This window comes from Streptomyces ochraceiscleroticus (assembly GCF_000720485.1).
In the GTDB taxonomy this organism is placed as follows: Bacteria; Actinomycetota; Actinomycetes; order Streptomycetales; family Streptomycetaceae; genus Streptomyces; species Streptomyces ochraceiscleroticus.
In genome coordinates, this window is the sequence record NZ_JOAX01000014.1 from 138,722 (window position 1) to 153,418 (window position 14,697).

General features: G+C 71.5%; 11 protein-coding genes. 8 read left to right on the forward strand and 3 right to left on the reverse strand.

Features of this window, described 5'->3' with window-relative positions:
* Positions 1-67: 67 nt before the first annotated feature.
* The gene (gene ssd, locus IG84_RS0119345) at positions 68-1,249 is read right to left on the reverse strand and encodes a septum site-determining protein Ssd (protein ID WP_078649041.1); all 1,182 of its coding nucleotides are present in this window, start codon (positions 1,247-1,249) and stop codon (positions 68-70) included.
* 467 nt (positions 1,250-1,716) lie between these two features.
* Here ssd and IG84_RS0119350 point away from each other — a divergent pair, with 467 nt between their 5' ends.
* Entirely contained in the window at positions 1,717-2,598 is an 882-nt protein-coding gene (locus tag IG84_RS0119350; protein WP_051861994.1) for an HAD-IB family hydrolase, read from the forward strand.
* A gap of 411 nt (positions 2,599-3,009) precedes the next feature.
* Here IG84_RS0119350 and IG84_RS0119355 read toward each other — a convergent pair whose 3' ends face one another.
* On the reverse strand, positions 3,010-3,831 hold the full coding sequence (locus IG84_RS0119355) for a Fic family protein (protein ID WP_031058661.1): 822 nt from the start codon (positions 3,829-3,831) through the stop codon (positions 3,010-3,012).
* Positions 3,832-3,932: 101 nt separating this feature from the next.
* On the opposite strand from IG84_RS0119355, the gene IG84_RS0119360 reads away from it, so the two are divergent.
* The 7 genes from IG84_RS0119360 to IG84_RS0119390 all read left to right on the forward strand — a co-directional run bounded on the left by IG84_RS0119360 (position 3,933) and on the right by IG84_RS0119390 (position 13,352).
* Positions 3,933-4,925, forward strand: coding sequence for an ATP-binding protein (locus IG84_RS0119360; RefSeq protein ID WP_031058664.1), 993 nt, complete (start codon positions 3,933-3,935; stop codon positions 4,923-4,925).
* 327 nt (positions 4,926-5,252) lie between these two features.
* The gene (locus IG84_RS0119365; RefSeq protein WP_063761820.1) at positions 5,253-7,604 is read left to right on the forward strand and encodes a SulP family inorganic anion transporter; all 2,352 of its coding nucleotides are present in this window, start codon (positions 5,253-5,255) and stop codon (positions 7,602-7,604) included.
* 201 nt (positions 7,605-7,805) lie between these two features.
* Complete coding sequence (gene acs / locus IG84_RS0119370; RefSeq protein ID WP_031058670.1) at positions 7,806-9,767, forward strand: acetate--CoA ligase; 1,962 nt, start codon at positions 7,806-7,808, stop codon at positions 9,765-9,767.
* A 394-nt stretch (positions 9,768-10,161) separates the two neighbouring features.
* Positions 10,162-11,517, forward strand: coding sequence for a Na+/H+ antiporter NhaA (gene nhaA, locus IG84_RS0119375; protein ID WP_382467469.1), 1,356 nt, complete (start codon positions 10,162-10,164; stop codon positions 11,515-11,517).
* 43 nt (positions 11,518-11,560) lie between these two features.
* The gene (locus tag IG84_RS0119380; RefSeq protein WP_031058676.1) at positions 11,561-12,043 is read left to right on the forward strand and encodes a phage holin family protein; all 483 of its coding nucleotides are present in this window, start codon (positions 11,561-11,563) and stop codon (positions 12,041-12,043) included.
* Positions 12,040-12,993, forward strand: coding sequence for an alpha/beta fold hydrolase (locus IG84_RS0119385; RefSeq protein ID WP_031058679.1), 954 nt, complete (start codon positions 12,040-12,042; stop codon positions 12,991-12,993). Before IG84_RS0119380 ends, IG84_RS0119385 begins: the two co-directional genes overlap by 4 nt.
* Positions 12,994-13,154: 161 nt before the next feature.
* On the forward strand, positions 13,155-13,352 hold the full coding sequence (locus IG84_RS0119390; protein ID WP_030260123.1) for a hypothetical protein: 198 nt from the start codon (positions 13,155-13,157) through the stop codon (positions 13,350-13,352).
* A 144-nt stretch (positions 13,353-13,496) separates the two neighbouring features.
* On the opposite strand, the gene IG84_RS0119395 is transcribed toward IG84_RS0119390, so the two are convergent.
* Entirely contained in the window at positions 13,497-14,696 is a 1,200-nt protein-coding gene (locus IG84_RS0119395) for a MarP family serine protease (protein WP_031058682.1), read from the reverse strand.
* Between the last annotated feature and the right edge of the window lies 1 nt (position 14,697).

Consider the following 14,697-nt stretch of genomic DNA (forward strand, 5'->3'; position numbering starts at 1 on the left):
CGGACCGGCCTCCCCCGCCCGGCACCGGCGTCCCACCGGTCTTCCTCTCGCACTCCACCGAAGCCGTTCATGAGACGGCCTCCCCGCCGTCCTCCGAGCGGGACTGTGCAGCGCCCGCCGTGCCCGCAAGGCCACCGGGGCGTGAGCTCCCCGTGCCGGGAGTACCGGACGTGCCCGCGGCGCCCTCCGCTCCGCCCAGCACTCGGCCCCAGAACTCCGTGCAGAACCGGGCCAGTGGTTCCCTCGCGTGCGCGCCCGGTGGGGCGCCGCGGGCGAGGGAGTCCGCGAGGTGGGGATCCCAGGGCACGGTGCCGACCAGGGGCAGGGAGAGCAGCCGGGCCGGCTCGGCCTCCGGCAGGCCGGGTCCCGGCGTCTCGCCCACCACCACGCGCAGGTCGCGCAGGGCCGCGCGGGCAGGGGCCGCGACGCGCCGGGCCGCCACCGTCGCGCGCAGTTCGGCAGGGACCAGCAGCAGTCCGACGTCGATCTGGGCAAGCGCTTCGGACACGGCTTCGTCGAGATGGCGCGGCAGGTCGACCACCACGACACCGCCGCGTCTGCGGGCCGCCGACATCACCGCGCGCATGGCCGGCGGCGGGATCGTGACCGAGTCCCCGCGGTCCCAGCTCAGGACGCGCAGCGAGTGGAGTTGCGGCAGGGACTCGGCCAGGGCGCCGCCGCCGACCCGGCCGCGGGACTCGGCGAAGGCGGGCCAGCGCAGCCCCTTCTCCCGCTCGCCGCCGAGCAGCACGTCGAGGCCGCCGCCCAGCGGATCGGCGTCGATCAGTATCGTCCGGTGGCCCTGTCGCGCGGCGGTCACCGCCAGGGCGCAGGCGAGGGTGCTCGCGCCGGCGCCGCCCCGGCCGCCGAGCACGCCCACCGTGAGCGCCGGCCGCCGGTCGCCCTCCACCGCGTCCGCGATCCGGTCGACCAGCCAGCTCTCGCCGTCCGGCAGTCCGAGGACGCGCTCGGCGCCGATCTCGACGGCCTGCATCAATACCCGGGCGTCCTGCGCGTCCCGTCCGATGAGGACCACGCCCGCCCGGCGCCCGGTGTCCCGCAGCCGGTGGACGCAGTCCTCCCCGACGATCACCAAGGGGGCCGACTCCCAGCCCGCGGCCCGGGCGCTGCCTCCGTGCGCCACGGCAGGCAGCGTGCCCGCCGCCGCGCAGAGTCTGAGGAGATCGTCGAGGAGGTTTTCGTCCTCCGTGACGATCAACGGTCCGGGCTCTTGCGGGCCCCGGTCCATACGATCCAAATCGTTGCTTCCGGCCACGTTCCGTCCCCCTGTCGCTACACAACTCGTACATCCGCGAACTTCGCGGACTTTCACGGTGCAGCGATCCGGAAAATCTCGTGGATCTTGGTCGAAAACTGTGGACAACTACTGAGGCTGTGAATATCCCGGTCACCTATACCAGCGACTATGGAAAACTTCCTGAGAGCAGTCTTCTGATTACGGTAAGTTACGAACGGTGGGCGCAACGACGCCCGGCGACCGAGCGCCGAAGGAAGATCAGGAAGCAGGCCCCATGGCCCGAAAAAGGGTCCGGACATGCGACGACCCCCGCCGGGGGGGAGAGCGGGGGTCGTCTCCACGGCCGACTCGGGGGGGGAGGAGCCGGGCCGGGTTAGCACGGTCGCGAACGATCCGTGACTTCCATGGTGTACCCGAGAGCCTTCTCAGGCAAACCCACGCGCCACACCTTACGCCGAATGGTGCCCCCCTATGCTCGCCTTGTGGAAAACCGAAGCTCGCTTCCTTCAGCACCGCACTCAGCACCTCGGGCGGCCGCGTTCTTCGACCTGGACAAGACAGTCATTGCTAAGTCGAGCACGCTGACCTTCAGCAAGTCGTTCTACCGAGGTGGCCTGATCAATCGACGGGCCGCACTGCGCACCGCGTACACCCAGTTCGTCTTCTTGGCGGGCGGCGCGGACCACGACCAGATGGAGCGGATGCGGGAATACCTCTCCACGCTCTGCCGCGGGTGGGACGTGGCGCAGGTACGGGAGATCGTCGCCGAGACCCTCCACGACCTGATCGACCCGCTCATCTACGACGAGGCGGCGTCCCTCATCGAGGAGCACCACACCGCCGGCCGCGATGTCGTCATCGTCTCCACCTCGGGAGCCGAGGTGGTCGAGCCGATCGGTGAGCTGCTCGGCGCCGACCGGGTGGTGGCCACGCGCATGGTCGTCGGCGAGGACGGCCGCTTCACGGGAGAGATCGAGTACTACGCCTACGGTCCCACCAAGGCCGAGGCGATCCGGGAGCTCGCCGCTTCCGAGGGGTACGACCTCGCGCGCTGCTACGCGTACAGCGACTCGGCGACCGATGTCCCGATGCTGGAGACCGTCGGCCATCCGCACGCGGTCAACCCCGACCGGGCGCTGCGCCGGGAGGCCGCGGCCCGCGGCTGGCCGACGCTGACCTTCAGCCGGCCGGTGCGTCTGAAGCAGCGGATCCCGTCGCTCGCCATGCCGCCACGGCCGGCACTGGTCGCCGTCGCGGTGGGCGCCGCCGCCGCGACCGCGGGTCTGGTCTGGTACGCCAGCCGGCGGCGCGGCACGCCGGCGCGCGCCCTCTCCGCCTGAGACGGGCCACACACGCGCGCCCCTCAACCGGAGCCGGGCCCCTACAGGCGCCCGAATCACCCCCGTTTGAAGGCAAAAGTAAAGATGTGCGGTGAGGGGTTCCGCTTACCGGACAGCAGGAGTACAAAGGAATTAACGGCCCGCGAGACCAAGGATTCTCCGAGAGGAGCACCTTCAACGCAGATAGGCCCCACGGACCGAGCATGAACGTCGGGCACCCACGCGACGCCGACCCGTCGATTACGGGCCAGCCGCATCAGGTAAGGACAAAGTCTCCGACCTGTCGGCAACTATCGTGCACGCATTGGTAACCCGGCGAGAGTGCAGCGCGGCGGTACCGAGCAGGACCAGGTACCGCCGCAACCCTTGTCCGGGCCCCTGAAGGGCCCGTGGGCCGCCCGAAGGCCCGTACTACGCAGCGCCCCGCTGGAGCGCCTCGCAGACCGCCATGCTCTCGCGTGCGCCCAGCTCGACCGCCCGCCCGCAGTGGGCGATCCAGGCCGCCATCCCCTCCGGGGTGCCGGACACGTAGTTCTCCAGGGCCGCGACGTACGCCGCCCGGCCCAGCTCCGCGTGGCCGACCTCCGACGGGGAGATCGACTTCGGGTCGAGGCCGCTGCCGATCAGGACGATACGTTCCGCCGTGCGCGCCACCAGGCCGTTGCAGGACCCGAAGGGCCGCAGCGCGAGCAGCTCGCCGTGCACCACCGCGGCCGTGACCAGCGCCGGCGCCTTGGTGCCGGACAGCAGCAGACGGGCCAGCCCGTCCAGCCGGCCGGCCACCTCCTCGGCATCCGGGAGCGGCAGCTCGATCAGCGGCTCCTCCACCGGCTCGCCCGCCAGCCGGGGCCGGCCCACGCTCTCATCGGGCGCGTCGCCGCCCGCCGCAACCAGGTGCAGCCGGGCCAGCACCCGAAGCGGCGACTGCCGCCACACACTGAGGAGCTGACCCGCCTCGGCCGACAGCCGCAGGGCCGCGCCCACGGTGCGCGCCTCGCCGTCGCCACTGAAGTCCGTGCGCCTGCGCACCTCCTCCAGCGCCCAGTCGGCGCCGGACAGCGCCGCCGAGCCGCGCGCGCTGCGCAGGGCAGCCTCCGCGGTGACCTCGTTACTGCGGCGCCGCATGATCCGGTGCCCGTAGACCCGGTCGATGCTCTTGCGTACGGAGTCCACGCTGTCGGCGACTCCGGGGAGCGAGGCGAGGGTCGCGAGCGGGTCGGCTGTCGTACTCATGGGGACGACCCTACGCACCACAAGGGCGCACCCCTCGTTGGAGTGGTCTTCTTCACGTAAACCACTCACGTTGGGCAATTTCACAATTACGCTTCGTGAACATGAAGATCGCTTTCGTGGGCAAGGGCGGCAGTGGCAAGACCACGCTGTCCTCGCTGTTCATCCGTCACCTCGCCGCCACCGCCACGCCCGTGATCGCGGTGGACGCCGACATCAACCAACACCTCGGGGCCGCGCTCGGCCTGGACGAGGACCAGGCCGCCGCGCTCCCGGCCATGGGCGCCCATCTCCCGCTCATCAAGGACTACTTGCGCGGCGACAACCCGCGCATCGCGTCCGCCGACACGATGATCAAGACGACACCCCCGGGCGCGGGCTCGCGACTGCTGCGGGTCGTCGAGGACAACCCGGTGTACGCCGCCTGCGCACGGGACGTGCGCCTCGACGACCGCACGGTCCGGCTGCTGGCCACCGGGCCGTTCACCGAGTCCGACCTCGGCGTGGCCTGCTACCACTCCAAGGTGGGGGCCGTGGAGCTGTGCCTGAACCACCTCGTGGACGGCCGGCAGGAGTACGTCGTCGTCGACATGACGGCCGGCTCGGACTCGTTCGCCTCCGGGATGTTCACCCGCTTCGACCTGACCTTCCTGGTGGCCGAGCCGACCCGTAAGGGCGTCGCCGTGTACCGCCAGTACAAGGAGTACGCACGCGACTTCGGAGTCGAGCTCAAGGTGGTCGGCAACAAGGTGCAGGGGCCGGACGACCTCGCCTTCCTGCGTGAGCAGGTGGGTGACGACCTGCTGGTGACGGTCGGCCACTCCGACTGGGTGCGCGCCATGGAGAAGGGCAGGCCCGCACCCTTCGTGGAGCTGGAGGACGCCAACCACGAGGCGCTGCGCACGCTGCACGCCACCGCCGACGCCGCGTACGAAGGGCGCGACTGGGAGCGCTACACCCAGCAGATGGTGCACTTCCATCTGAAGAACGCCGAGAGCTGGGGCAACAGCAAGACCGGGGCCGACCTGACGTCCCAGGTGGACCCCGGGTTCGTACTCTCCGAGGGCATGGCCACGACCGCGCCGCAGCCCGCCTGACGGCCGTGCGGCGGCCGGCACCAGGTGCCTGCTGCCGGCCGACACGGCACGGGGGCCGGGCCCGCGGTCCGATACCGCGCCCGGCCCCGCGGCAAACGCACGCGGAGCAACCACTCCCGCATTCACCCCTTAGGCGGAACCACCAGCTCATTTGCCCGTTCTGGCTTCGCTGCGGCCGGGCGCGACATTACGATTCCTTTACCGAAGCCTGAGAGTCACCGGACCGTCACCCATCGCGACGCACCCCGGCCGGCTCAGCCCCCGCAGTACACCGCCGCCCACGACCGCGCCCCGTAGCGCGGCCGCGTCGCCCCGGAGGAGACGGGAATGCCGCAGCCTTACGCACCCGAGCCGGCCACGCCGGGGTCCCAGGACCCCCGTGACGCACAGCAGGACCACGACCGACCCCGGACCGCCGGAAAACCGTCCGGGCCCTTCCGCCGCCCCTCCCCGGGGGCATGGCGCCGCGACCTGGGCGCCTCCTTCGTCATCTTCCTGATCGCCATCCCCCTCTCGCTCGGCCTCGCGCTGGCCACTGGTGCGCCGCCGCAGGCCGGGCTCATCGCCGCGGCCGTGGGCGGTCTCGTCGCGGGCCTGCTCGGCGGCGCCCCGCTCCAGGTCAGCGGCGCCGCCACCGGCCTCCTCATCGTCACCGCCGACCTCGTGCAGCGCTACGGCTGGCAGGCGACCTGCGCCATCACGGTGCTGGCCGGACTGGCCCAGCTCGCGCTGGGCGCGCTCCGGGTGGCCCGCGCGGCCCTCGCCATCAGCCCGGCGATCGTCCACGGCATGCTCGCCGGCATCGGCGTGACCATCGCACTCGGGCAGCTGCACGTAGTGCTCGGCGGCGGCGCGAACAGCTCCGCGCTCGCCAACATCGCTGCACTACCGGGCCAGTTGGCCGGGCTGCACGGCGCTTCCGTACTGATCGGCGCGGTCACCGTCGCCGTACTGGCCGGCTGGCCGCGCCTCCCCGGGCGGGCGGGGCGCGCACTGCGCAGGATTCCCGCGCCGCTGCCCGCAGTCGCCACGGCCACCGCCCTGAGTACGGGCTTCTCGGTGCCCCGCGTCGAGCTGCCCTCGTGGAGCGCGCCGGCGCTGCCCGCGCTCCCGGACACGCCGCTGCTCGGCCTGGTGGCGGCCGCCTTGACGGTCACGCTGGTGGCGAGCATGGAGTCGCTGCTGTCCGCGGTCGCCGTCGACAAGCTGGCCGCCGAGCAGCCGGGCCCCGGCCCCGGACGCACCCACCTGGATCGCGAACTGGCCGGTCAGGGCGTGTCGAACGTGCTCTCCGGGCTGCTGGGCGGTCTCCCGGTGGCCGGCGGCGCGATCCGTGGCTCGGCGAACGTGAAGGCGGGCGCGACGGGGCGCACTTCGACGGTGCTGCACGGCGTGTGGGTGGTGCTCTGCGCCGGGCTGTTCGCCGGCGCGCTGGAGCTGATCCCGCTGGCCGCGCTCGCCGCCCTGGTGATGCTCGTCGGCGTACGGATGGTGAGCTTCGCGCACATCCGGCACGTCCAGCGGCACCGCGAATTCCCGGTCTACGCCCTCACGCTGGGCGGTGTGGTGGTCTTCGGAGTGCTGCAGGGGGTCGGACTGGGCATCGCCGTCGCCGTTTTCCTGGCGCTGCGCCGGCTCACCCACACCCGCGTCTCCGTCATCGAGGAGGGCGGTCGGCACCAAGTGCGCGTCAGCGGCCAGTTGACGTTCCTGGCCGTGCCGCGGCTGACCCGGGCGCTCGCCCAGGTGCCCGCGACGGCCCATGCGGTGATCGAGCTGTACGGCTCGTTCATGGATCACGCCGCCTATGAAGCGCTGCAGTCCTGGACGAGCGCGCACCGGGCGCGCGGCGGCCAGGTCACCCTCGGCGGACGCGGCGGCAGGCCGATCGGGGAACCGGCCGGCACGCACGCCTGCCGCCCCTGGACGCCATGGCGCAACCACCACTGCACCAGGACCGCGCGACCCGCCGGTACGGCGGAGGGTCAGCTCCTGGGTGGCGGCCAGCTCCTCGGCGGGGTCAGCGCGTTCCAGCGGCATACGGCACCGCTGGTCCGCGAGGAGCTGGCGCGGCTCGCCCGGGAGGGCCAGCGTCCCACCAACCTCTTCCTGACCTGCGCCGATTCCCGTCTCGTGACGAGCATGATCACGTCGAGCGGCCCGGGCGACCTCTTCACGGTGCGCAACATCGGCAATCTGATGCCGCCGCCGGGCACGGAGGCCGCCTGCGACTCCGTGGGCGCCGCCATCGAGTACGCCGTCGACGTACTGAAGGTCGGCTCGATCACCGTGTGCGGGCATTCGGGCTGCGGCGCGATGCAGGCGCTCCTCGGCTCGGACCGCCACGAGCCCGGCGCGCAGACCCCGCTCGCGCGCTGGCTGCGCCACGGCCGCCCCAGCCTGGCCCGGATGGCACGGCCCGAAGGTGCGGACGTCAGCCTGGCCGACCGGCCGGTCGCCGACGACCTGGAGCGCCTGGCGCTCGTCAACGTCATGCAGCAGCTCGACCACCTGATGACGCATCACTGTGTGGCCCGCCGGGTGGCCGAGGGTTCGCTGTCGCTGCACGGCATGTACTTCCACGTCGGCGAGGCGCAGGCGTACGTACTGGAGCACGGCTCGGACCGCTTCTCGGCCGTACGGCCCGAAGCCACCCCGGTCGCCCCGGTCACGGCGTAGTACAGCACAAGGCGGCCCGCGGGGGCACCTGTGACCTGCGGCGACGCCCCCACTCGGTCAACTCCCTGACGGAAGTCACCCGGAAGGTTGATGATCATGTAAAGGTCTACACCAATTTTTATCAACAGCCCTTGTCAGAGCGACCCATGGCTGATGAGCTATGAGCCGGGACAACCGGACGCCCTGAGACTGGGAGATGCCGTGAGCAACGAAAGCCTGGCCAACCTGATGAAGGAGGAGCGGCGGTTCGCGCCACCCGCCGATCTGGCCGCCGACGCCAACGTCAAGGCGGTGGCGTACGAGCGTGCCGGGGCGGACCGGCTGGGCTTCTGGGCCGAGCAGGCGAAGCGTCTGACCTGGGACACCGAGCCCACCCAGACGCTGGACTGGACGAACGCACCGTTCGCGAAGTGGTTCGCCGACGGCAAGCTCAACGTCGCGTACAACTGCGTCGACCGGCATGTGGAGAACGGCCTGGGCGACCGGGTGGCCATCCACTTCGAGGGCGAGCCCGGCGACACCCGCGCCATCACCTACGCCGAGCTGCAGCGCGAGGTCTCCAAGGCGGCCAACGCGCTGACCTCGCTGGGCGTCGAGGCCGGCGACCGCGTCGCGATCTACCTGCCGATGATCCCGGAGACGGTCATCGCCATGCTGGCCTGCGCCCGGCTGGGCGCGCCCCATTCGGTGGTCTTCGGCGGCTTCTCCGCCGACGCGCTGGCCACCCGCATCAATGACGCGGACGCCCGCGTCGTGATCACCGCCGACGGCGGTTACCGCCGCGGCAAGCCCTCCGCGCTCAAGCCCGCCGTCGACGAGGCGCTGACCAAGCCCGGCACGGAGAACGTCCGCAACGTCCTCGTGGTCCGCCGCACCGGCCAGGACACCGCCTGGATGGAGGGCCGGGACGTCTGGTGGCACGAGCTCGTCGACCAGCAGAGCGACCAGCACACCCCGCAGGCGTTCGACGCCGAGCACCCGCTGTTCATCCTGTACACCTCGGGCACGACCGGTAAGCCCAAGGGCATCCTGCACACCACGGGCGGCTACCTCACCCAGGTCTCCTACACCCACCACGCGGTCTTCGACCTCAAGCCGGAGACCGACGTCTACTGGTGCACCGCCGACGTCGGCTGGGTGACCGGCCACTCGTACATCACCTACGGCCCGCTTTCGAACGGCGCGACCGAGGTGCTCTACGAGGGCACGCCCGACACCCCGCACCAGGGCCGCTGGTGGGAGATCGTCCAGAAGTACGGCGTGACGATCCTCTACACGGCGCCGACCGCGATCCGCGCCAGCATGAAGTGGGGCGACGACATCCCCGCCAAGTTCGACCTGTCGAGCCTGCGCGTGCTGGGCTCGGTCGGCGAGCCGATCAACCCCGAGGCGTGGATCTGGTACCGCAAGCACATCGGCGGCGACCGGACGCCGGTCGTGGACACCTGGTGGCAGACCGAGACCGGCGGCATCATGCTCAGCCCGCTGCCGGGCGTCACGACGGCCAAGCCCGGCTCCGCGCAGGTGCCGCTGCCCGGCATCGCGGCGACCGTCGTCGACGACGACGCGAACGAGGTGCCGGACGGCGCCGGCGGCTACCTGGTCCTGACCGAGCCCTGGCCGTCCATGCTGCGCACCATCTGGGGCGACGACCAGCGATACCTCGACACGTACTGGTCCCGCTTCGAGGGCAAGTACTTCGCGGGCGACGGCGCGAAGAAGGACGAGGACGGCGACATCTGGCTGCTCGGCCGGGTGGACGACGTCATGCTGGTCTCCGGCCACAACATCTCCACCACCGAGGTCGAGTCCGCGCTGGTCTCGCACCCGAAGGTGGCCGAGGCGGCCGTCGTGGGCGCCACCGACCCGCAGACCACCCAGGCCATCTGCGCCTTCGTGATCCTGCGCGGCGGCGTCGAGCAGGACGAGGCGCTGGTGAACGAGCTGCGGGCGCATGTCGCCCAGAGCCTGGGCCCGATCGCCAAGCCCAAGCGCATCCTGCCGGTCGCGGAGCTGCCCAAGACCCGCTCCGGCAAGATCATGCGCCGACTGCTGCGCGACGTCGCGGAGAACCGTGACCTGGGCGACGTCTCGACCCTGACCGACTCCTCGGTCATGGAGCTGATCCAGACCCAGCTCCCGAGCGCGCCGAGCGAGGACTGACCGGTACGCATCACTGAGGGGCGCCCCGCCGTGCACCGGCGGGGCGCCACCTGCCGTGTGCGAGCCGGGCGCGAGCCCCGTAGCGCGCCGGAGGGCTGCCGCGCGTCGGAAAGCCGGGCACGGCCGCTCGCCCGAGGGCCGGGCCGCCGCGCGCCGGAGTGCCCGCCCCCGCCGTACGCCACGCAGCCACCCGCCCCAAATGCCCGTAACGTGAGGATCGCTGGATCGTTCCTGCGCCGCCCGGGTAGAGTGAAGAACGCGTCAAGAAACGCGCGAACGAACTGGGGTGCGCCGGGAAGTCTGGTCGGCAACTGCAACAGCCGTGCCCAGCTGCCGCCCCGGAGGTCACCGCGTGAACTCGCCCGCTCCCCGCCGTTCCGTCTTCCTCGGGCGGATGTCCCTGCCCGAGCGGAACTACCTCGCGGACCTCCTCCGCACGGAGACCGTGGGCGGTGTCCTGCTGCTGGCGGCCGCGGTGATCGCGCTCCTCTGGGCCAACACCCCGCTCGGCGACAGCTACGAGGCGGTACGCGGCTTCCACCTCGGCCCGGCCTCGCTCGGCCTGGACCTCTCGGTACAGCACTGGGCGGCCGACGGCCTGCTGGCGGTCTTCTTCTTCGTGGCCGGCATCGAGCTCAAGCGCGAACTGGTCGCGGGCGAGCTGCGCGACCCCAAGGCCGCGGCGCTGCCGGTCGTCGCCGCGCTGTGCGGCATGCTCATGCCCGCGCTCGTCTACACCGTCGTCAACACCACGGGCGGCGGCTCACTGGACGGCTGGGCCGTCCCGACCGCGACGGACATCGCCTTCGCGCTGGCCGTCCTGGCCGTCATCGGTACGTCCCTGCCCTCCTCGCTGCGCGCCTTCCTGCTGACCCTGGCCGTCGTCGACGACCTCTTCGCCATCCTGATCATCGCGGTCTTCTTCACCTCCACGATCAACTTCTGGGCGCTCGGCGGCGCGGCGCTGGGCCTCGTGGTCTTCTACGTACTGCTGCGCAAGGGCGTCCGGGGCTGGTATGTGTACGTACCGCTCGCCCTGGTCATCTGGGGTCTGATGTACAACAGCGGCGTGCACGCGACCATCGCGGGCGTCGCGATGGGGCTCATGCTCCGCTGCCACCGGCGCGAGGGCGAGCCGCACTCCCCCGGCGAGCACATCGAGCACCTCGTGCGCCCCCTGTCGGCCGGTCTCGCCGTGCCGCTGTTCGCCCTCTTCTCGGCCGGTGTGTCCGTCTCCGGCGGCGCGCTGCACGAGGTCTTCACCAAGCCGGAAACGCTCGGCGTGGTACTCGGCCTGGTCCTCGGCAAGGCGGTCGGGATCTTCGGTGGTACGTGGCTGACCACCCGCCTGACCAGGGCCTCGCTCAATCCGGAGCTCAAGTGGCCGGACGTGTTCGCGGTATCGGCGCTGGCCGGCATCGGCTTCACGGTCTCGCTGCTCATCGGCGAGCTGGCGTTCTCCTCGGACCCGATGCTCACCGACGAGATCAAGGCCGCCGTGCTGACCGGCTCGCTGATAGCAGCCGTACTGGCCACGGTGCTGCTGAAGATCCGCAACGCCAAGTACCGGCGGCTGTACGAGGAGGAGAACCGGGACGAGGACCTCGACGGCATCCCGGACATCTACGAAGAGGACAGCCCCGCGTACCACTTGCGGATGGCCGCCCTGCACGAAGCGAAGGCGGCCGAACACCGACGACGGGCCGAGGTGGCCGCCACCCCCGACTCCGGGCAGGATGGTCCGGCATGATCTGAGGGGTATTCATCCGGGAGACAGAGAACGGGAGCAGTCGATGAGCACAGCAGACGACGGCGCGGCCCGCGGTGCGGACCGCAGCCTCGGACAGCTGGTGGCCCACGCCACCACCGAAGTATCCGCACTGGTGCACGACGAAATCGCGCTGGCCAAGGCCGAGCTGCGGAACGACGTGAAGCGGGCCGGTGTCGGCGGGCTGGCCGGCGGGGCGGCGGCCATCGTGCTGCTCTTCTCCCTGCCGATGCTCAGCTTCGCACTGGCCTATGGCATCCAGGCGTGGAGCGGCTGGCACCTCTCGGTCTGCTTCCTGCTCTCCTTCGCGGCCAACGTGCTGGTCGCCGGGCTGCTCGGCCTGATCGCGCTGGTCTTCTTCAAGAAGGCCAAGGCGGGCAAGGGCCCGCAGAAGACCGTCGCCTCGGCCAAGCAGACGGCGGCCGTCCTGGGGAACGTCAAGCCGCACCCGCGCCAGGCCGTGGAGGAGCACCCGGCGGTCGAGAGTGTGACACGCTCGGCCGTATGACGGCTTCAGAATCCTCGCCGGCGCCCTCGCCCACGTCGGTCGTACGGCTCGACGTCCCCGGCGGGAAAGAGGTGACGCACCGGGACGTCGCGGCCAACGGCGCGCGCTTCCACATCGCGGAGATGGGCGACGGGCCGCTGGTACTGCTGCTGCACGGCTTCCCGCAGTTCTGGTGGACCTGGCGGTACCAGATGCCCGCGCTCGCCGAGGCGGGGTTCCGGGCGGTGGCGATGGACCTGCGGGGCGTGGGCGGCAGCGACCGCACGCCCCGCGGCTACGACCCGGCCAACCTCGCGCTGGACATCACCGGCGTGGTGCGCTCGCTCGGCGAGCCGGACGCCGCGCTCGTCGGGCACGACCTGGGCGGCTACCTGGCGTGGACGGCCGCGGTGATGCGGCCCAAGCTCGTGCGGCGGCTCGCGGTCTCCTCGATGCCGCACCCCCGCCGCTGGCGCTCGGCCATGCTCTCCGACGCCAAGCAGAGCCGCCGGTCCTCGCACATCTGGAGCTTCCAGCGGCCCTGGCTGCCCGAGCGGGCGCTGGTGGCCGACGACGCAGCGCTGGTGGGACGGCTGATCCGGGACTGGTCCGGGCCCCGGCTGCCCGAGGACGACGCGGTCGAGGCGTACCGGAAGGCCATGACGATCCCGTCCACGGCGCACTGCTCGATCGAGCCGTACCGCTGGATGGTGCGGTCGATGGCGCGGCCGGACGGGATCCAGTTCAACCGCCGGATGAAGTGGCCCGTACGAGTGCCGACGCTGCACCTGCACGGTTCGCTCGACCCGGTGATGCGTACCCGCAGCGCGGCCGGCTCCGGGGAGTACGTTGAAGCGCCGTACCGCTGGCGCCTCTTCGACGGTCTGGGGCACTTCCCCCATGAGGAGGATCCGGTCGCCTTCACCACCGAGCTCATCAACTGGCTGAAGGATCCCGAGCCGGACCGGTGACCTCGCGGCTTGCCCCGTTACCGGTGCGCCGGACGCCGCCGTGACGCTCCGCAGAACGGCGGGGAACGTACGTTTGCCGAACAGCCACTTGCCTCGCGCATAGGCCAATTGACCGACACCGGTGCGGTTACGGACCGCGGGGCACGGGCAGAGTCGAGGGTATGGGCTGGACGCACGACTACCGTGACGTGGCACGCAACCGCCGCAGCAACGCCGCTGCGCTGGGCACCAAGGAGAGGAGCGCCCCGGACCTCCGGGCGGGCGGACCTCATGCGCTCGCCGACCCACTCGGCATTCCGCGCATCCTGCGCCGCCGTGCGCGCTGGATGACCGCGCGGCTCCGCCACCCACGGAGCTGACCCCCGCTTCCCGGGCCGCGCCGCCAGAAGCGGCCGCGCCGCCGGAGGCCCGCAGCACGGGCTCACAGGGCGGCGGACGCTCCGCGCAGGACCTGGGCCCCCGGAGACCCCGGGGAGCCCTCGCAGCCGCCCCGGGGCCCTTTCTCACATCGCGCAGCCCTGGCTGTCGACCGTCCGCCGGGCCGTACGGCCCCGCTCGATGTCGGTGCGGACCTCGTCGGCCGTCAGGGCGTAACCCGTGCTGTCGTCATCGAGGGACTTGGCGAAGACCACGCCGTAGACCTCGCCGTCAGGAGTGAGCAGCGGGCCGCCGGAGTTGCCCTGCCGGACCGTGGCGTAGAGGGAGTACACATCGCGCGCGACCGTGCCGTGGTGGTAGATGTCCGGACCGTTGGCCTGGATACGGCCGCGGACGCGGGCCGAGCGGACGTCGTAGCCGCCGTTCTCCGGGAAGCCGGCGACGATGGCGCTGTTGCCGCTGCGCGCGTCCTGGTCGGTGAAGCGGAGCGGGCGCGCCTGCAGGTCGGGTACGTCCAGTACGGCGATGTCCCGCCGCCAGTCGTAGAGCACGACCTTCGCGTCGTAGACCCGGCCCCGGCCGCCGATCTGGACGGTCGGGTCGGGGACGCCGCCGACGACGTGCGCGTTGGTCATGACGCGGTGCGGCGCGAAGACGAAGCCGCTGCCTTCGAGGACCTTGGCGCAACTGCTGGCCGTGCCGACGACCTTCACGATGGACTGCTTCGCGCGGGCCGCGACCGGGCTGCCGGCCAGCGCCGGGTCGGGCGGCCGCACCTCCTGGATCGGCTCGTTCGAGAACGGCGTGAAGACCTGCGGGAAGCCGTTCTGTGCCAGTACGGAGGAGAAGTCGGCGAACCAGGTGTCGGCCTGCGCCGGGATCACTCTGGACACGCCGAGCAGCACCTTGGAGTTACGGACCTCCTTGCCCAGCGTCGGCAGGGACGTGCCCGCCAGGGCCGATCCGATGAGCCAGGCCACCAGCAGCATCGCCACGACGTTCACCAGCGCGCCGCCCGTCGCGTCCAGGGCGCGCGCCGGTGACCACGTGATGTACCGCCGGAGCTTGTTGCCCAGGTGGGTGGTGAGCGCCTGTCCCACGGAGGCGCACACGATCACGATGGCGACCGCCGCGATGGCGGCGAAGGAGCCCGGTGTGGCGTCCTCGGTCACTTCGTTCCAGACCACGGGCAACAGGAGGACCGCGATCAGGCCGCCGCCGAGGAAGCCGATCACGGACAGGATGCCGACGACGAAACCTTGGCGATAACCGACGACCGCGAACCACACGGCAGCGACCAACAGCAGGATGTCCAGGACGTTCACG

What these genes read in the sequence shown, in the direction of transcription:
- ssd (WP_078649041.1), bottom strand. Translation starts at nt 1,249, where the DNA reads ATGGACCGGGGCCCGCAAGAGCCCGGACCGTTGATCGTCACGGAGGAC.
- IG84_RS0119350 (WP_051861994.1), top strand. Translation starts at nt 1,717, where the DNA reads ATGGTGCCCCCCTATGCTCGCCTTGTGGAAAACCGAAGCTCGCTTCCT.
- IG84_RS0119355 (WP_031058661.1), bottom strand. Translation starts at nt 3,831, where the DNA reads ATGAGTACGACAGCCGACCCGCTCGCGACCCTCGCCTCGCTCCCCGGA.
- IG84_RS0119360 (WP_031058664.1), top strand. Translation starts at nt 3,933, where the DNA reads ATGAAGATCGCTTTCGTGGGCAAGGGCGGCAGTGGCAAGACCACGCTG.
- IG84_RS0119365 (WP_063761820.1), top strand. Translation starts at nt 5,253, where the DNA reads ATGCCGCAGCCTTACGCACCCGAGCCGGCCACGCCGGGGTCCCAGGAC.
- nhaA (WP_382467469.1), top strand. Translation starts at nt 10,162, where the DNA reads ATGTCCCTGCCCGAGCGGAACTACCTCGCGGACCTCCTCCGCACGGAG.
- IG84_RS0119380 (WP_031058676.1), top strand. Translation starts at nt 11,561, where the DNA reads ATGAGCACAGCAGACGACGGCGCGGCCCGCGGTGCGGACCGCAGCCTC.
- IG84_RS0119385 (WP_031058679.1), top strand. Translation starts at nt 12,040, where the DNA reads ATGACGGCTTCAGAATCCTCGCCGGCGCCCTCGCCCACGTCGGTCGTA.
- IG84_RS0119390 (WP_030260123.1), top strand. Translation starts at nt 13,155, where the DNA reads ATGGGCTGGACGCACGACTACCGTGACGTGGCACGCAACCGCCGCAGC.